Source organism: Streptomyces sp. NPDC005151 (assembly GCF_053599875.1).
Genome location: NZ_JBSFYR010000008.1, coordinates 72,838 through 88,520 on the forward strand (window position 1 = coordinate 72,838; position 15,683 = coordinate 88,520).

Annotated in this window: 22 protein-coding genes; 21 read left to right on the forward strand and 1 reads right to left on the reverse strand. The window is 66.5% G+C overall.

Annotated features, from left to right (window positions below; genetic code table 11):
- The 18 genes from ACWD6R_RS07020 (at nt 1) to truA (ending at nt 11,340) form a co-directional block, all read left to right on the forward strand.
- Nucleotides 1-186: a type Z 30S ribosomal protein S14 gene (locus tag ACWD6R_RS07020; RefSeq protein ID WP_024491590.1), complete on the forward strand. Its 186-nt coding sequence runs from the start codon at nt 1-3 to the stop codon at nt 184-186.
- Nucleotides 187-409: 223 nt separating this feature from the next.
- A complete protein-coding gene (gene rpsH, locus ACWD6R_RS07025; RefSeq protein ID WP_030977958.1) occupies nt 410-808 on the forward strand; it encodes a 30S ribosomal protein S8 in 399 nt (132 codons plus the stop codon).
- Nucleotides 809-829: 21 nt separating this feature from the next.
- Nucleotides 830-1,369 (forward strand): 50S ribosomal protein L6, encoded by a 540-nt coding sequence (gene rplF / locus ACWD6R_RS07030; protein WP_030977959.1) that lies wholly within the window; start codon nt 830-832, stop codon nt 1,367-1,369.
- A gap of 2 nt (nt 1,370-1,371) precedes the next feature.
- Nucleotides 1,372-1,755 carry a 50S ribosomal protein L18 gene (gene rplR, locus ACWD6R_RS07035; RefSeq protein WP_266982593.1) on the forward strand — a complete coding sequence of 128 codons (384 nt, stop codon included), beginning with the start codon at nt 1,372-1,374 and terminating at the stop codon, nt 1,753-1,755.
- Nucleotides 1,756-1,802: 47 nt separating this feature from the next.
- Entirely contained in the window at nt 1,803-2,408 is a 606-nt protein-coding gene (gene rpsE / locus ACWD6R_RS07040) for a 30S ribosomal protein S5 (protein ID WP_327422379.1), read from the forward strand.
- Nucleotides 2,408-2,590 carry a 50S ribosomal protein L30 gene (rpmD, locus tag ACWD6R_RS07045; RefSeq protein ID WP_018550611.1) on the forward strand — a complete coding sequence of 61 codons (183 nt, stop codon included), beginning with the start codon at nt 2,408-2,410 and terminating at the stop codon, nt 2,588-2,590. The genes rpsE and rpmD overlap by 1 nt, the downstream gene beginning before the upstream one ends.
- A gap of 1 nt (nt 2,591) precedes the next feature.
- A complete protein-coding gene (gene rplO, locus ACWD6R_RS07050; RefSeq protein ID WP_018550610.1) occupies nt 2,592-3,047 on the forward strand; it encodes a 50S ribosomal protein L15 in 456 nt (151 codons plus the stop codon).
- A 222-nt stretch (nt 3,048-3,269) separates the two neighbouring features.
- Nucleotides 3,270-4,589: a preprotein translocase subunit SecY gene (secY, locus tag ACWD6R_RS07055; RefSeq protein WP_451817763.1), complete on the forward strand. Its 1,320-nt coding sequence runs from the start codon at nt 3,270-3,272 to the stop codon at nt 4,587-4,589.
- Complete coding sequence (locus tag ACWD6R_RS07060) at nt 4,589-5,248, forward strand: adenylate kinase (protein ID WP_451817764.1); 660 nt, start codon at nt 4,589-4,591, stop codon at nt 5,246-5,248. Before secY ends, ACWD6R_RS07060 begins: the two co-directional genes overlap by 1 nt.
- Before the next feature lie 121 nt (nt 5,249-5,369).
- Entirely contained in the window at nt 5,370-6,206 is an 837-nt protein-coding gene (gene map / locus ACWD6R_RS07065) for a type I methionyl aminopeptidase (protein ID WP_451817765.1), read from the forward strand.
- Nucleotides 6,207-6,388: 182 nt separating this feature from the next.
- Nucleotides 6,389-6,610, forward strand: a complete 222-nt coding sequence (infA, locus tag ACWD6R_RS07070; RefSeq protein WP_003956442.1) for a translation initiation factor IF-1 — start codon at nt 6,389-6,391, stop codon at nt 6,608-6,610.
- Between the two features lie 60 nt (nt 6,611-6,670).
- On the forward strand, nt 6,671-6,784 hold the full coding sequence (gene rpmJ, locus ACWD6R_RS07075) for a 50S ribosomal protein L36 (protein WP_003956441.1): 114 nt from the start codon (nt 6,671-6,673) through the stop codon (nt 6,782-6,784).
- 198 nt (nt 6,785-6,982) lie between these two features.
- The gene (gene rpsM, locus ACWD6R_RS07080; RefSeq protein ID WP_014047799.1) at nt 6,983-7,363 is read left to right on the forward strand and encodes a 30S ribosomal protein S13; all 381 of its coding nucleotides are present in this window, start codon (nt 6,983-6,985) and stop codon (nt 7,361-7,363) included.
- 97 nt (nt 7,364-7,460) lie between these two features.
- Entirely contained in the window at nt 7,461-7,865 is a 405-nt protein-coding gene (gene rpsK, locus ACWD6R_RS07085) for a 30S ribosomal protein S11 (RefSeq protein WP_003956432.1), read from the forward strand.
- Between the two features lie 29 nt (nt 7,866-7,894).
- Nucleotides 7,895-8,521 carry a 30S ribosomal protein S4 gene (gene rpsD / locus ACWD6R_RS07090; protein ID WP_451817766.1) on the forward strand — a complete coding sequence of 209 codons (627 nt, stop codon included), beginning with the start codon at nt 7,895-7,897 and terminating at the stop codon, nt 8,519-8,521.
- Between the two features lie 109 nt (nt 8,522-8,630).
- A complete protein-coding gene (locus tag ACWD6R_RS07095; RefSeq protein ID WP_451817767.1) occupies nt 8,631-9,653 on the forward strand; it encodes a DNA-directed RNA polymerase subunit alpha in 1,023 nt (340 codons plus the stop codon).
- A gap of 244 nt (nt 9,654-9,897) precedes the next feature.
- Entirely contained in the window at nt 9,898-10,398 is a 501-nt protein-coding gene (rplQ, locus tag ACWD6R_RS07100; RefSeq protein ID WP_266982582.1) for a 50S ribosomal protein L17, read from the forward strand.
- 87 nt (nt 10,399-10,485) lie between these two features.
- On the forward strand, nt 10,486-11,340 hold the full coding sequence (gene truA / locus ACWD6R_RS07105; protein ID WP_451817768.1) for a tRNA pseudouridine(38-40) synthase TruA: 855 nt from the start codon (nt 10,486-10,488) through the stop codon (nt 11,338-11,340).
- Nucleotides 11,341-11,537: 197 nt separating this feature from the next.
- On the opposite strand, the gene ACWD6R_RS07110 is transcribed toward truA, so the two are convergent.
- Nucleotides 11,538-12,392, reverse strand: coding sequence for a hypothetical protein (locus ACWD6R_RS07110; protein ID WP_451817769.1), 855 nt, complete (start codon nt 12,390-12,392; stop codon nt 11,538-11,540).
- A gap of 261 nt (nt 12,393-12,653) precedes the next feature.
- Here ACWD6R_RS07110 and ACWD6R_RS07115 point away from each other — a divergent pair, with 261 nt between their 5' ends.
- From ACWD6R_RS07115 to rpsI, 3 genes are all read left to right on the forward strand, one after another.
- On the forward strand, nt 12,654-14,282 hold the full coding sequence (locus ACWD6R_RS07115) for an ABC-F family ATP-binding cassette domain-containing protein (protein WP_451817823.1): 1,629 nt from the start codon (nt 12,654-12,656) through the stop codon (nt 14,280-14,282).
- A 382-nt stretch (nt 14,283-14,664) separates the two neighbouring features.
- Nucleotides 14,665-15,108, forward strand: coding sequence for a 50S ribosomal protein L13 (gene rplM / locus ACWD6R_RS07120; RefSeq protein ID WP_124269622.1), 444 nt, complete (start codon nt 14,665-14,667; stop codon nt 15,106-15,108).
- A 44-nt stretch (nt 15,109-15,152) separates the two neighbouring features.
- Nucleotides 15,153-15,680, forward strand: coding sequence for a 30S ribosomal protein S9 (rpsI, locus tag ACWD6R_RS07125; protein WP_037688031.1), 528 nt, complete (start codon nt 15,153-15,155; stop codon nt 15,678-15,680).
- Nucleotides 15,681-15,683 lie beyond the last annotated feature (3 nt).

The window sequence follows — 15,683 nt, forward strand, 5'->3', positions numbered from 1 at the left end:
GTGGCGAAGAAGTCTCTGATCGCTAAGGCCGCCCGTAAGCCGAAGTTCGGCGTGCGCGGGTACACCCGCTGCCAGCGCTGCGGCCGGCCCCACTCCGTCTACCGCAAGTTCGGCCTGTGCCGCGTGTGCCTTCGTGAGATGGCCCACCGTGGCGAGCTGCCGGGCGTGACCAAGAGTTCCTGGTAATCTCCTTCGCCCTTTGGGCGTTGGGAATACCCGGAAGCTCTCGGTAAGTATCTGGTCGGCAGGAGCCCGGCTCTTCATGCCGTAGGCTTGACGGGTTGGGCGCCTGCCGCCCTAGACCGACTTACTACGCCGTAGGTCCCCGCACCGCACCCGTCCCGCCACTGAGTGGGGAGAGGGATGGCGCATACAGGAAACCCCGGCGAGAGAGGCCGAAGGCCAATTCATGACCATGACTGATCCCATCGCAGACATGCTCACGCGTCTGCGTAACGCGAACTCGGCGTACCACGACGACGTCGTGATGCCGCACAGCAAGATCAAGTCGCACATCGCGGAGATCCTCCAGCAGGAGGGCTTCATCACGGGCTGGAAGGTCGAGGACGCCGAGGTTGGCAAGAACCTCGTCCTCGAGCTGAAGTTCGGCCCGAACCGCGAGCGCTCGATCGCCGGCATCAAGCGAATCTCGAAGCCGGGTCTGCGTGTATACGCAAAGTCCACCAACCTGCCGAAGGTCCTCGGCGGCCTGGGCGTGGCGATCATCTCCACGTCCCACGGTCTCCTGACCGGCCAGCAGGCTCAGAAGAAGGGCGTAGGTGGGGAAGTCCTCGCCTACGTCTGGTAGTCGGGAACGGAGGAATAGCTCATGTCGCGAATCGGCAAGCTCCCCATCCAGGTTCCCGCCGGTGTGGACGTCACCATCGATGGCCGTACGGTCGCGGTGAAGGGCCCCAAGGGTTCCCTCTCGCACACCGTTGCCGCGCCGATCGAGGTCACCAAGGGTGAGGACGGCGTTCTGAACGTCGTCCGCCCGAACGACGAGCGTCAGAACAAGGCCCTTCACGGCCTGTCCCGCACGCTGGTGGCGAACATGATCACCGGTGTGACCCAGGGATACATCAAGGCGCTCGAGATCAGTGGTGTCGGTTACCGCGTCCAGGCGAAGGGCTCCAACCTGGAGTTCGCCCTGGGCTACAGCCACCCGATCCTGATCGAGGCCCCGGAGGGCATCACCTTCAAGGTGGAGTCCCCCACGAAGTTCTCCGTCGAGGGCATCGACAAGCAGAAGGTCGGCGAGACCGCGGCCAAGATCCGCAAGCTGCGGAAGCCTGACCCGTACAAGGCCAAGGGCGTCAAGTACGCCGGCGAGGTCATCCGCCGCAAGGTCGGAAAGGCGGGTAAGTAGCCATGGCATACGGTGTAAAGATCGCCAAGGGCGACGCGTACAAGCGTGCAGCCCTCAAGCGTCGTCACATTCGTGTCCGCAAGCACATCTCCGGTTCGCCGGAGCGTCCGCGCTTGGTCGTGACGCGTTCCAACCGCCACATGGTCGCTCAGGTCATCGACGACATCGCGGGCCACACGCTCGCGTCGGCGTCGACCCTGGACGTGTCCATCCGTGGTGGCGAGGGTGACAAGAGCGCCCTGGCCAAGCAGGTCGGGGCCCTGGTCGCCGAGCGTGCCAAGGCCGCAGGCGTCGAGGCCGTCGTGTTTGACCGCGGTGGTAACCAGTACGCCGGGCGGATTGCCGCTCTGGCTGACGCCGCCCGTGAAGCCGGGCTGAAGTTCTAAGCCCCGGTTCCTACGCACAGCGGACGTAACAGAGAGAGGTAAATCCAATGGCTGGACCCCAGCGCCGCGGAAGCGGTGCCGGTGGCGGCGAGCGGCGGGACCGGAAGGGCCGTGACGGCGGCGCAGCTGCCGCCGAGAAGACCGCGTACGTTGAGCGCGTTGTCGCGATCAACCGCGTCGCCAAGGTTGTGAAGGGTGGTCGTCGCTTCAGCTTCACCGCGCTGGTCGTGGTGGGCGATGGTGACGGCACCGTCGGTGTCGGTTACGGCAAGGCCAAGGAAGTTCCCGCGGCCATTGCCAAGGGCGTGGAAGAAGCCAAGAAGAACTTCTTCAAGGTTCCGCGCATCCAGGGCACCATCCCTCACCCGATCACGGGCGAGAAGGCAGCCGGCGTCGTGCTGCTGAAGCCGGCTTCCCCCGGTACCGGTGTTATCGCCGGTGGCCCGGTGCGCGCCGTTCTGGAGTGCGCCGGCGTTCACGACATCCTGTCGAAGTCGCTTGGCTCGTCCAACGCGATCAACATCGTGCACGCGACCGTGACGGCCCTCAAGGGCCTGCAGCGTCCCGAGGAGATCGCGGCTCGCCGTGGTCTGCCCCTCGAGGACGTCGCCCCCGCGGCTCTGCTTCGTGCACGTGCGGGAGCGGGTGCGTAATGGCTCGCCTCAAGATCACGCAGACGAAGTCGTACATCGGCAGCAAGCAGAACCACCGCGACACCCTTCGTTCGCTCGGGCTCAAGCGCCTGCACGACGTGGTTGTCAAGGAGGACCGCCCCGAGTTCCGCGGAATGGTGCACACCGTCCGCCACCTCGTGACGGTTGAGGAGGTCGACTGACATGGCGGAGAACAAGCCGCTGAAGGCCCACGACCTCCGGCCTGCCCCGGGCGCCAAGACCGCCAAGACCCGTGTGGGTCGTGGTGAGGCGTCCAAGGGTAAGACCGCTGGTCGTGGTACCAAGGGCACCAAGGCCCGCTACCAGGTTCCGGAGCGCTTCGAGGGTGGCCAGATGCCCCTCCACATGCGTCTCCCGAAGCTCAAGGGCTTCAAGAACCCGTTCCGCACCGAGTACCAGGTCGTGAACCTGGACAAGCTCGCGACGCTCTACCCCGAGGGTGGAGAGGTCACCGTGGCCGACCTGGTCGCCAAGGGTGCGGTGCGCAACAACCACCTCGTCAAGGTCCTCGGACAGGGCGAGATCTCCGTGGCGCTGCAGGTTTCGGTTGACGCCGTCTCCGGCTCCGCCAAGGAGAAGATTGCCGCCGCCGGCGGCACCGTCACTGAGCTCGTCTGAGACAACTCGGACAACTCGATGGCTTGAACATCCGACCGGGGATGCCTCTTATTTGGGGCATCCCCGGTTGGTCGTTCCTAGGGGGGCATGGTCGCCGGTAAGGTGGCGTGCACTGTTGCTGTGGTAACCCTGGGCGCATGCCCGGGAATCTTTGACTGTTTCGTATTTGTCGATCCTCAAGACCGTCACCTCTCGCTCTGCGCGGGGGTCGCAGGAGGCACCGTGCTCACCGCGTTCGCCCGGGCGTTCAAGACGCCCGACCTGCGCAAGAAGCTGCTCTTCACGCTCGGCATCATCGTGCTCTACCGGCTCGGGGCGCACATCCCGGTACCGGGAGTGAGCTACGAGAACGTCCAGACCTGTGTTGACCAGGCAAGTAAGGGCAACAACAGCCTCTTCGGCCTGGTGAACATGTTCAGCGGTGGTGCACTGCTGCAGATCACGATCTTCGCGCTCGGCATCATGCCGTACATCACGGCCAGCATCATCCTTCAGCTGCTGACCGTGGTCATTCCCCGACTCGAGGCGCTCAAGAAGGAGGGGCAGTCCGGCCAGGCCAAGATCACGCAGTACACGCGTTATCTGACCGTCGCGCTCGCCATCCTCCAGGGCACCGGCCTGGTGGCCACCGCCACCAGCGGCGCGCTGTTCAGCGGCTGCCCGGTCGCCGACCAGATCGTTCCGAACCACTCGATCTTCACGACCATCGTCATGGTGATCACCATGACCGCGGGCACCGCTGCCGTCATGTGGCTCGGTGAGCTCATCACCGACCGCGGCATCGGCAACGGCATGTCGATCCTGATGTTCATCTCGATCGCTGCCAGCTTCCCCGGTGCCCTGTGGGCCATCAAGCAGAGCGGCAAGCTGGCGGACGGCTGGATCGAGTTCTCCACCGTCATCCTGGTCGGCTTCGTCATGGTGGGCCTCGTGGTCTTCGTCGAGCAGGCCCAGCGCCGTATCCCGGTGCAGTACGCGAAGCGCATGATCGGCCGCAGGTCGTACGGCGGTACGTCCACGTACATCCCGCTGAAGGTGAATCAGGCGGGTGTGATTCCCGTCATCTTCGCTTCTTCGCTGCTCTACATTCCGGCCCTGGTCGTCCAGTTCTCCAACTCCACTTCGGGCTGGGCCACATGGATCAAGGATCACTTCGTCAAGGGCGACCACCCGTACTACATCACGGCGTACTTCCTGTTGATCGTCTTCTTCGCCTTCTTCTATGTGGCGATTTCGTTCAACCCCGAGGAAGTCGCCGACAACATGAAGAAGTATGGTGGGTTCATCCCGGGTATCCGGGCTGGTCGACCTACTGCCGAGTACCTGAGCTACGTGCTCAACAGGATTACTTGGCCGGGCTCGCTGTACCTGGGTCTGATCGCTCTCGTGCCGACGATGGCGTTGGCAGGCTTCGGTGGCGCTAACCAGAACTTCCCGTTCGGCGGGACGAGCATCCTCATCATCGTGGGTGTGGGTCTGGAGACCGTGAAGCAGATTGAGAGTCAGCTCCAGCAGCGCAATTACGAAGGGTTCCTCCGCTGATGCGAATCGTCCTCGTCGGGCCGCCCGGTGCCGGCAAGGGAACGCAGGCTGCGTACCTTGCCAAGAACCTGTCGATTCCGCACATCTCCACGGGCGATCTCTTCCGCGCCAACATCAGCCAGGGCACTGACCTTGGCAAGCAGGCCCGCGCCTACATGGACGCGGGGCAGCTGGTGCCGGACGAGGTCACCATCGCGATGGCCAAGGACCGCATGTCCCAGCCGGACGCCGTGAACGGCTTCCTGCTCGACGGCTTCCCGCGCAACGTGGGCCAGGCCGAGGCGCTCGACGAGATGCTCAAGAGCGAGGGCGTGACGCTGGACGCGGTTCTCGACCTGGAGGTCCCCGAGGACGAGGTCGTCAAGCGCATCGCGGGCCGGCGTATCTGCCGCAACGACAGCGCGCACGTCTTCCACGTGACGTACAACGCGCCGAAGACCGAGGGTGTCTGCGACACCTGCGACGGCGAGCTGTACCAGCGCGACGACGACACCGAGGAAACGGTCCGGACCCGGCTCGAGGTCTACCACACCCAGACCGAGCCGATCATCGACTACTACCGGGCCCAGGGTCTGGTGGTCACGATCTCGGCGCTCGGCAAGGTCGAGGACGTGACCAAGCGGTCGATGGAAGCCCTCAAGAAGGCCCGCGAGGACTGAGGAACACCCGTAATACCTGTACAGACGGCCGCGGCGTCCTTGGGCGCCGCGGCCGACTGTTTGCGCCGTATCGTGGAGTACGCCGCACCCGTTCCCGTTCGATGCAGAGAGGCGCCGCGCAATGGTGCAGATCAAGACCCCCGAGCAGATCGCGAAGATGCGTGAGGCGGGGCTGGTGGTCGCTGCCATTCACACGGCCACCCGCGAGGCGGCGGTGCCCGGTGCCACCACCCACGACCTGGACCAGGTCGCACGCAAGGTGATCGCCGACCACGGTGCGAAGTCGAACTTCCTCGGGTACGGCGGGTTCCCCGCGACCATCTGCGCCTCGGTCAACGAGGTCGTCGTGCACGGCATCCCGGACGAGAAGACCGTCCTCAAGGACGGCGACATCATCTCCATCGACGCCGGCGCGATCGTGGACGGCTGGCACGGCGACGCGGCGTACACGGCGTTCGTCGGGACCAGTCACGCTCCGGAGCTCATCGAGCTGTCCCGGGTGACCGAGGAGTCCATGTGGGCCGGGATCGCGGCGATGAAGGTGAACAACCGCCTCGTCGATATCTCGAAGGCGATCGAGTCCTACATCCGCCGTCAGCCGCGTCCGGCCACCGGCAAGTACGGGATCATCGAGGACTACGGCGGCCACGGCATCGGCACCGAGATGCACATGGACCCGCACCTGCTGAACTACGTCGCGCGCAAGCGCGGCAAGGGCATCAAGCTGGTTCCCGGCGTCTGCCTGGCCATCGAGCCGATGGTCTCGCTCGGTACGCCGCAGACCGAGGTGCTCCAGGACAACTGGACGGTCATCACGACCGACGGCACCTGGTCCTCGCACTGGGAGCACTCGATCGCCCTGACTGAGCAGGGCCCCCTGGTCCTGACAGCCCCCGACTGCGGCCGCGCGAAGCTGGCGGAGTACGGGATCGAGGCCGCGCCGGACCCGCTGGGCTGAGGGGTCCCACCGGCCGAGAACGCGCCCCCCGGGCAGGTCTAAGGATCTACTCCGGTGGGCAAACTTGACGGATTCGTCTTTTGGGGTCCGCTGACGTAGACTGACTCGTCGGCTCTCGTGCATCCGTGTGTCCGCATACGGAGCGGAGAGTCGATCAAGGTAGCCGATTCGAAAGGCGAAGCGTGGCCAAGAAGCAAGGTGCCATCGAAATTGAGGGCACCGTGATCGAGTCCCTCCCGAACGCCATGTTCAAGGTGGAACTCCAGAACGGTCACAAGGTCCTCGCGCACATCAGCGGCAAGATGCGGATGCACTACATCCGTATCCTCCCGGATGACCGGGTCGTGGTGGAGCTGTCTCCGTACGACCTGACGCGTGGCCGGATCGTCTACCGATACAAGTAGATCTTGCCCACGCCCTGCTACGGCGGGGTGGTGGCACTGACCCGGAGAACCTGACATCCCATGAAGGTCAAGCCGAGCGTCAAGAAGATCTGCGACAAGTGCAAGGTGATCCGCCGTCACGGTCGGGTCATGGTCATCTGCGACAACCTGCGCCACAAGCAGCGCCAGGGCTGACGCACGACCCCCTGCATCTCGCAGCACTTCGCGCGACGCACGTAATACGTACATACGCAGTGCCCGTCCAAGCTTCGGCTGACGACACCTCCGGCGGGGGCCGGGGACCCGGACGTACCACCGCTTCCCTTTCGGAAGCGGTCGGCGGCCGGGAGTGGTACTGCGGAAGACCCCCGAAATAACAACTGGAGCCATTGAATGGCACGCGTTTCAGGTGTTGACATCCCGCGCGAAAAGCGCGTGGAGGTTGCCCTCACCTACGTCTTCGGTATCGGGCGCACCCGGTCCAAGGAGATCCTCGCCACCACGGGTGTGAACCCGAACACCCGCGTTCGTGACCTGGCCGAAGAGGACCTGGTCAAGATCCGCGAGTACGTGGACGCCAACCTCCGCACCGAGGGTGACCTTCGCCGCGAGATCCAGGGCGACATCCGCCGCAAGATCGAGATCGGCTGCTACCAGGGCATCCGCCACCGTCGCGGTCTGCCGGTCCACGGCCAGCGCACCAGCACGAACGCTCGTACCCGCAAGGGTCCGCGTCGCGCGATCGCCGGTAAGAAGAAGCCGGGCAAGAAGTAGTCCTCAGCGGACGCACTGCGGCAGTCCGGATCGTCGCAGCATCCAGCGGTCTTCGCTGTAGGACCGATCACCTCCCCTCTCCATCTGGAGTTAAGACATGCCCCCCAAGGGTCGTCAGGGCGCAGCCAAGAAGGTGCGTCGCAAGGAAAAGAAGAACGTCGCTCACGGCCACGCGCACATCAAGAGCACGTTCAACAACACCATCGTCTCGATCACGGACCCCTCGGGCAACGTGATCTCCTGGGCCTCTGCCGGCCACGTCGGCTTCAAGGGCTCGCGCAAGTCCACCCCCTTCGCCGCGCAGATGGCCGCCGAGTCGGCCGCCCGCCGCGCGCAGGAGCACGGCATGCGCAAGGTTGACGTTTTCGTCAAGGGTCCGGGCTCCGGCCGCGAGACCGCGATCCGCTCCCTCCAGGCCACTGGCCTCGAGGTCGGTTCGATCCAGGACGTCACCCCCACTCCGCACAACGGATGCCGGCCGCCCAAGCGCCGTCGCGTCTGACGCACTGAAGCAACGGAGACAACTGGAAAATGGCGCGATACACCGGGGCCGACTGCAAGCGTTGCCGTCGGGAGAAGCAGAAGCTGTTCCTTAAGGGCAGCAAGTGCGAGAGCGCGAAGTGCCCGATCGAGATCCGTCCTTACCCCCCGGGTGAGCACGGACGCGGGCGCACCAAGGAGAGCGAGTACCTTCTTCAGCTTCGTGAGAAGCAGAAGTGCTCGCGGATCTACGGTGTCCTTGAGAAGCAGTTCGTGAACTACTACAAGGAAGCGAACCAGAAGACCGGCAAGACCGGTGAGAACCTTCTGCGCCTCCTTGAGACCCGCCTCGACAACGTGGTCTACCGGGCCGGCTTTGCCAAGTCCCGCGACCACGCCCGTCAGCTGGTGCGTCACGGACACATCGCCGTGAACGGCACGAAGACCGACATTCCGTCGGCCCGCGTCGCCGTGAACGACGTCATCGAGGTCCGCCAGAAGTCCAAGGCCCTGACCCCCTTCCAGGTGGCCCAGGCCGAGGCCGGCGAGCGCACCGTCCCGGCATGGCTCGAAGCCGTGCCGTCGACGCTGCGGATCCTCGTGCACTCCCTGCCCGAGCGCCAGGTGATCGACACCCAGGTGCAGGAGCAGCTGATCGTCGAGCTCTACTCCAAGTAGGAGAGCTCGCGGGTCCGGGCGGTACGGCTCTTTCGGGTCGTGCCGCCCGTACCCTTGTCAGTATCTGGGGGCGTCAAATAGTGGGCGCCCACGACTGAAGGACCACAGCATGCTTATCGCTCAGCGTCCGTCGCTGACCGAAGAGGTCGTCGACGAGTTCCGCTCCCGGTTCGTGATCGAGCCGCTGGAGCCGGGCTTCGGCTACACCCTCGGTAACTCTCTCCGCCGCACGCTCCTCTCCTCGATCCCCGGCGCTGCTGTCACCAGCATCCGGATCGACGGTGTCCTGCACGAGTTCACCACCGTGCCGGGCGTCAAGGAGGACGTCACCGACCTCATCCTCAACATCAAGCAGCTGGTCGTCTCCTCGGAGCACGACGAGCCGGTCGTGATGTACCTGCGCAAGCAGGGTCCCGGCCTGGTCACCGCTGCTGACATCGCCCCGCCGGCCGGTGTCGAGGTCCACAACCCGGACCTGGTCCTCGCCACCCTGAACGGCAAGGGCAAGCTGGAGATGGAGCTGACCGTCGAGCGCGGTCGCGGCTACGTCTCCGCCGTCCAGAACAAGCAGGCGGGCCAGGAGATCGGCCGTATCCCGGTCGACTCCATCTACTCGCCGGTGCTCAAGGTCACGTACAAGGTCGAGGCGACCCGTGTCGAGCAGCGCACCGACTTCGACAAGCTGATCGTCGACGTCGAGACCAAGCAGGCCATGCGTCCGCGTGACGCCATGGCGTCGGCCGGTAAGACCCTGGTCGAGCTGTTCGGTCTGGCCCGCGAGCTCAACATCGACGCCGAGGGCATCGACATGGGCCCGTCGCCGACGGACGCCGCGCTCGCTGCCGATCTGGCGCTGCCGATCGAGGAGCTGGAGCTCACGGTCCGCTCGTACAACTGCCTCAAGCGTGAGGGCATCCACTCCGTGGGTGAGCTCGTGGCGCGCTCGGAGGCCGACCTGCTCGACATCCGCAACTTCGGTGCGAAGTCGATCGACGAGGTCAAGGCGAAGCTGGCCGGTATGGGCCTGGCGCTCAAGGACAGCCCGCCCGGATTCGACCCGACCGCTGCCGCCGACGCCTTCGGCGCCGAGGACGACGCGGACGCGGGCTTCGTCGAGACCGAGCAGTACTAGTACGCCTCCGGCTGGGGTGCCTGGGTTTCTGGGCGCCCCGGACCGGGTGAGGGTTTTGTCTCAATCTCCCCCATAGCCTTAAGGGCATGGGGGGACCCCCTCGACGGGCTTGATTTCGGCCGATGACTGATCTCATCGGCCGGGATGGTGTCCGGATGGCCCATGATCTTCCGTGAGGCGGCCGCTTCACGGGAACTGACACCGGTACCTGATACGGCCGGTGCAGCACACAAGGAGAAACACCATGCCGCGTCCCGCAAAGGGTGCCCGTCTGGGCGGCAGCGCCGCGCACGAGCGTCTGCTTCTCGCGAACCTCGCGAAGTCGCTGTTCGAGCACGGCCGCATCACGACGACCGAGGCCAAGGCCCGCCGCCTGCGTCCGGTCGCCGAGCGTCTGATCACCAAGGCGAAGAAGGGCGACATCCACAACCGTCGCCTCGTTCTGCAGACGATCACGGACAAGAGCATCGTGCACACGCTCTTCACCGAAATCGCCCCGCGCTACGAGAACCGCCCCGGTGGTTACACGCGCATCACCAAGATCGGCAACCGTCGTGGCGACAACGCCCCGATGGCCGTCATCGAGCTGGTCGAGGCGCTGACCGTGGCGCAGCAGGCCACCGGTGAGGCCGAGGCCGCGACGAAGCGTGCGGTCAAGGAGGACTCCCTCAAGAAGGACGAGTCCGCCGAGGTCGTCGAGGACGCCAAGCCGGCCGAGGCCGACGCGGAGTCCAAGGACGCCTGAGCGTTCTGAGACCACTGGACGGGCCCGCATCACCCTTCGGGGCGGTGCGGGCCCGTTCCGTATGTTCAGGCTTGAGAGGATCGTTGGGTGAGTGACGAAGTAGAGCCCGGTTTTGTACGGGTGCGGCTGGACCTGGCCTACGACGGCAAGGACTTCTCCGGCTGGGCGAAGCAGACGGCGCGGCGCACGGTGCAGGGGGAGATCGAGGACGCGCTGCGTACCGTGACGCGGTCCGAGCGGACGTACGACCTGACGGTCGCCGGGCGCACCGATGCTGGGGTGCATGCCCGAGGTCAGGTCGCGCATGTCGATCTGCCGGACGGGGTGTGGGCCGAGCACGGTGCGCTGCTGCTGCGTCGGATGGCCGGCCGGATGGCCCCCGATGTACGGATCTGGCGGGTGGCCGAGGCTCCGACGGGGTTCAACGCGCGTTTCTCGGCGCTGTGGCGGCGGTACGCGTACCGGATCTCGGACCGGCCCGGCGGTGCGGATCCCCTGACTCGCGGTCATGTGCTCTGGCACGACCGGCCGTTGGACGTGGACGCGATGAACGCGGCTGCGGCCAGGATGGTCGGGGAGCACGATTTCGCCGCGTACTGCAAGAAGCGCGAGGGTGCGACGACCATCCGTACGCTGCAGAAGCTGAGTTGGGTACGGGACGAGGCGTCCGGAGTCATCACGGGGACCGTGCAGGCCGATGCCTTCTGCCACAACATGGTGCGCGCGCTGGTCGGCGCCATGCTGTTCGTGGGGGACGGACGCCGCCCCGACCTGTGGCCGGCCCAGGTGCTGGCCGAGGGGGTGCGGGACCCGGGGGTGCACGTGGTGCGGCCGCATGGGCTGACGCTGGAGGAAGTCGCCTACCCGGTCGACGAGTTGCTCGCCGCGCGCAACAAGGCGGCACGCAACATGCGGACGCTGCCGGGGGGCGGCTGCTGCTGACGCGCGGTGCTGTCCGCTGCCTCCGGACCGCCTCGATGCGCGCGTCGCCGCCGTTCCCCGGCCCTATCGGTGACGTTACGGTGCGGCAACGCGTCCGAGCGAGGCCGGGGTGCGGCCGATGAGGGTGCGGGCCGTCCTGGTGAGGTGGGGCCGGTCGGCGAAGCCCGCGGCGGCCGACACCGATTCCTGGGGCCGTGTCAGCTGGTGGGCGCGGTCGCCGCCGCCGAGGCCTGGACCTCGCCGCGGTGGCGGATCTGACGGAACATGAAGTTGGTCAGGTCGTCGCCGACCGCGAAGACGTTCTTGTCGGCCCTGGTGACGTTCTTGCCGTTCGTGAAGCCCCCGATGGTGAAGTAGGCGTAGCGGCCGTACGAGTTGGCGGTGCGGCGGCAGATGGAACCGCCGCGGCAGAACGTCGGCACGCCCGCGCCGCTCAGCGACGCGAGACCGCCGGACGCCTGCTGCGCCGCCTTCTTGGCCTGCGCCTCCGTCTCGAAGACCGCGACGCCGACGGTGACGGCGACCCCCGCCTTGCTGTACGTGGCGCGGATGACCTGGTCGCAGCCGTTGTTCGTGAGGATCGAGCCGAGCGCGCCCTGGGTGGTCGCGGCGCAGTTCGTCGTGCGGTGCGTGGCGCCCTTGGCGTAGACGCGATCGCCCATCGTCAGCTTCCTGCCGGGGTAGAAGGAGTCGATGGAGATCGGCGCCCTGTCCTTCTTCACATCGGAGATGTAGTCCTCCGGGTCCGGCGGGGGCGGAGGCGCCACCGTGGAGAAGGACGGCTCGGGCTCCGCCGAGTCGGTCGGCAGATCGGCGGGTCCCGGCAACTGGCTCGCGTTCTTGCCCGAGCCGGTGGAGCCGCCGTTGTTGTTGGTCGAGATGACGGCTGTGGCGACGATCGCCGCTATCGCGGCGGTGGCGAGGGCGCCGCCGCCGATCATCAGCCATTTCTTGCGACGGCTCCGCGCGGCGGATTCATCGGCCAGCGCTGCCCAGTCCGGAGTGTGATTGCCTCCGGGCCCCCAGGAGGGCCCCCCTTGCCCAAAGCTCATGCGGCGAATCCTAGTGGCCCTCCCGGCAAGCTTTGCCCCGTCGCGCCGCCCAGCACGCCCGCTCGCCGCGTTGGCCACAAGCCCTGGTAGCTCCTTCCCCAAGCTCTCAACTTCGTTCGAGCAGGGGAGACCCCACTCGAGGACTTCCGGCCGCCTTGCGATCGCACGCACCGGACGACGCTCCTCATGGGGCAAACATTGCCGGTCGCGGCACTAGAGGAGGCATAAACCGGTTGGGTCAGAGCTTCGTGGACCGTGACAATGCTGTGCATGGGACATCTCGAAGCAGGCCATCTTGAGTACTACCTACCGGACGGGCGGGTGCTGCTCGGCGATGCTTCGTTCCGGGTCGCGGACGGGGCCGTCGTCGCCCTCGTGGGGGCGAACGGCGCCGGGAAGACAACGCTGCTGCGGCTGCTGTCCGGAGAGCTCCAGCCGCACGGCGGCACGGTGTCGGTGAGCGGCGGACTCGGGGTGATGCCGCAGTTCGTGGGCTCGGTGCGGGACGACCGTACGGTCCGGGACCTCCTCGTCTCCGTCGCCCAGCCGCGCATCCGGGAGGCGGCGCAGGCCGTCGACAAGGCCGAGGAGCTGATCCTCACCGTCGACGACGAGGCCGCGCAGATGGCGTACGCGCAGGCCCTCAGCGACTGGGCGGAGGCCCGCGGGTACGAGGCCGAGACCGTCTGGGACATGTGCACCATGGCCGCGCTCGGTGTCCCGTACGAGAAGGCGCAGTGGCGCGAGGTCCGCACGCTCAGTGGTGGTGAGCAGAAGCGGCTCGTGCTCGAAGCGCTGTTGCGCGGGCCCGACGAGGTGCTGCTGCTCGACGAGCCGGACAACTATCTCGACGTCCCCGGCAAGCGGTGGCTGGAGGGGAAGCTCAAGGAGACGCGGAAGACGGTCCTCTTCGTCTCGCACGACCGGGAACTGCTGTCCCGGGCCGCCGAGAAGATCGTGAGCGTGGAGCCCAGCCCGGCGGGCAGCGACGTCTGGGTGCACGGCGCCGGCTTCGATACGTACCACCAGGCCAGGAAGGACCGGTTCGCCCGGTTCGAGGAGCTGCTGCGGCGCTGGGAGGAGGAGCACGCCCGGCTGAAGGCGCTGGTCCACCGGCTGCGGCAGCAGGCGGCGATCAGCCCCGACATGGCGTCGCGCTACCGGGCGATGCAGACCCGCTTCAAGAAGTTCGAGGACGCGGGGCCGCCGCCGGAGCCGCCGCGCGAGCAGGACATCAAGATACGGCTGCGCGGTGGCCGGACCGGGGTGCGGGCGGTCACCTGCAAGGGGCTGGAGCTGACCGGGCTGATGAAGCCGTTCGACCTGGAGATCTACTACGGGGAACGGGTGGCCGTACTCGGCTCGAACGGCTCGGGCAAGTCGCACTTCCTGCGGCTGCTGGCCGGGGAACCGGTCGCGCACACGGGGGAGTGGAAGCTCGGTGCGCGGGTCGTGCCCGGGCATTTCGCGCAGACGCACGCCCATCCGGAGCTGATGAGGCACACGCTCGTCGAGATCCTGTGGACGGAGCACGCGAAGGACCGGGGCGGGGCGATGTCCGTGCTGCGCCGGTACGAACTGGAGCGGCAGGGCGACCAGCCCTTCGAGAAGCTGTCCGGCGGGCAGCAGGCACGGTTCCAGATCCTGCTGCTGGAGCTGGCGGGAACCACGGCGCTGCTGCTGGACGAGCCGACGGACAACCTCGACTTGGAGTCGGCGGAGGCGCTGCAGGACGGGCTCGAGGTGTACGACGGGACCGTGATGGCCGTCACGCACGACCGGTGGTTCTCGAAGTCCTTCGACCGGTACCTGGTGTTCGGGTCGGACGGGGTCGTACGGGAGACGGCGGAGCCGGTGTGGGACGAGCGGCGGGTGGAGCGCGTGCGGTAGGGGATGAAGGGGCGGGTGTGTTGCGGGGGCTCCGCCCCGGGCCCCCGCTCCTCAAGCCGGAGGGGCTGGATCCGGCTCCGGGAGAGGCGGGAACCGGCGGCCCGGAGGGGCTGGATCCGGCGCCTGTCCGGACACCGATCGGCGCCCTGACAGGCGGGGTCTGCGGCGCGTTTTGACCCGCGCGGGGGAGCGACGGTATTCTTCTGGTTTGTTATGCGTATTGGCTTGGTCGTTCTCACGCGAGGGGCCCTTACGCCGGTCCACCGGGCCGATGACCAGCGGCAGGCACTCGGGTTGCGTCCCCGTAGCGCCGCCAGGGCTGGTTCGATCGTCCGGGTGGCCTTGTCAGGACTCACTCACTGAAGAAGCGAAGGCTACGACCGTGCGTACGTACAGCCCCAAGCCCGGCGATGTGACGCGCCAGTGGCACATCATTGACGCGCAGGACATCGTCCTGGGTCGTCTGGCCACCACGGCTGCGAACCTCCTCCGAGGCAAGCACAAGGCGATTTACGCCCCCCACATGGACATGGGCGACTTCGTCATCATCATCAACGCCGAGAAGGTTCACCTCTCCGGCAACAAGAAGACCCAGAAGATGGCGTACCGCCACTCCGGGTTCCCGGGTGGTCTGCGCTCCGTGCGTTACGACGAGCTCCTCTCCAAGAGCCCGGAGAAGGCTGTCGAGAAGGCCATCAAGGGCATGATCCCCAAGAACACCCTGGGCCGTCAGATGCTCTCGAAGCTCAAGGTCTACGCGGGCGACCAGCACCCGCACGCTGCGCAGCAGCCGGTCCCGTTCGAGATCACCCAGGTCGCGCAGTAGTTCCGGCCTCCCCCTAAGACGTAAAGAAAGATCTGAGGAGAATCGTGGCCGAGACCACTGTTGAGAACCCCATCGAGGGCACCGAGGGCGAAGAGGTCTTCGCCGAGGTGACCACCTTCGAATCCGAGGTTCCCGTCGAGGGCGAGTACACCAGCGAGTCGCTGGCGTCCCGCTTCGGCGAGCCGCAGCCTGCCGCCGGCCTTGGCCGTCGCAAGAACGCCATTGCCCGCGTCCGGATCGTTCCGGGCACCGGAAAGTGGAAGATCAACGGTCGCACCCTTGAGGACTACTTCCCCAACAAGGTGCACCAGCAGGAAGTCAACGAGCCCTTCAAGGTGCTCGAGCTCGACAACCGCTACGACGTCATCGCCCGCATCTCGGGTGGCGGCGTCTCGGGTCAGGCCGGTGCCCTGCGCCTCGGTGTCGCCCGTGCGCTGAACGAGGCGGACGTGGACAACAACCGCGCCCCGCTGAAGAAGGCCGGCTTCCTCTCCCGCGACGACCGTGCGGTCGAGCGCAAGAAGGCCGGTCTCAAGAAGGCCCGTAAGGCTCCGCAGTACAGCAAGCGCTAATCC

Bases quoted from the DNA above. Each gene is read 5' to 3' on its own strand.
- rpsH (WP_030977958.1), top strand. From the start codon at position 410: ATGACCATGACTGATCCCATCGCAGACATGCTCACGCGTCTGCGTAAC.
- rplF (WP_030977959.1), top strand. From the start codon at position 830: ATGTCGCGAATCGGCAAGCTCCCCATCCAGGTTCCCGCCGGTGTGGAC.
- rplR (WP_266982593.1), top strand. From the start codon at position 1,372: ATGGCATACGGTGTAAAGATCGCCAAGGGCGACGCGTACAAGCGTGCA.
- rpsE (WP_327422379.1), top strand. From the start codon at position 1,803: ATGGCTGGACCCCAGCGCCGCGGAAGCGGTGCCGGTGGCGGCGAGCGG.
- rpmD (WP_018550611.1), top strand. From the start codon at position 2,408: ATGGCTCGCCTCAAGATCACGCAGACGAAGTCGTACATCGGCAGCAAG.
- rplO (WP_018550610.1), top strand. From the start codon at position 2,592: ATGGCGGAGAACAAGCCGCTGAAGGCCCACGACCTCCGGCCTGCCCCG.
- ACWD6R_RS07060 (WP_451817764.1), top strand. From the start codon at position 4,589: ATGCGAATCGTCCTCGTCGGGCCGCCCGGTGCCGGCAAGGGAACGCAG.
- map (WP_451817765.1), top strand. From the start codon at position 5,370: ATGGTGCAGATCAAGACCCCCGAGCAGATCGCGAAGATGCGTGAGGCG.
- rpmJ (WP_003956441.1), top strand. From the start codon at position 6,671: ATGAAGGTCAAGCCGAGCGTCAAGAAGATCTGCGACAAGTGCAAGGTG.
- rpsM (WP_014047799.1), top strand. From the start codon at position 6,983: ATGGCACGCGTTTCAGGTGTTGACATCCCGCGCGAAAAGCGCGTGGAG.
- rpsK (WP_003956432.1), top strand. From the start codon at position 7,461: ATGCCCCCCAAGGGTCGTCAGGGCGCAGCCAAGAAGGTGCGTCGCAAG.
- rpsD (WP_451817766.1), top strand. From the start codon at position 7,895: ATGGCGCGATACACCGGGGCCGACTGCAAGCGTTGCCGTCGGGAGAAG.
- ACWD6R_RS07095 (WP_451817767.1), top strand. From the start codon at position 8,631: ATGCTTATCGCTCAGCGTCCGTCGCTGACCGAAGAGGTCGTCGACGAG.
- rplQ (WP_266982582.1), top strand. From the start codon at position 9,898: ATGCCGCGTCCCGCAAAGGGTGCCCGTCTGGGCGGCAGCGCCGCGCAC.
- ACWD6R_RS07110 (WP_451817769.1), bottom strand. From the start codon at position 12,392: ATGAGCTTTGGGCAAGGGGGGCCCTCCTGGGGGCCCGGAGGCAATCAC.
- ACWD6R_RS07115 (WP_451817823.1), top strand. From the start codon at position 12,654: ATGCTGTGCATGGGACATCTCGAAGCAGGCCATCTTGAGTACTACCTA.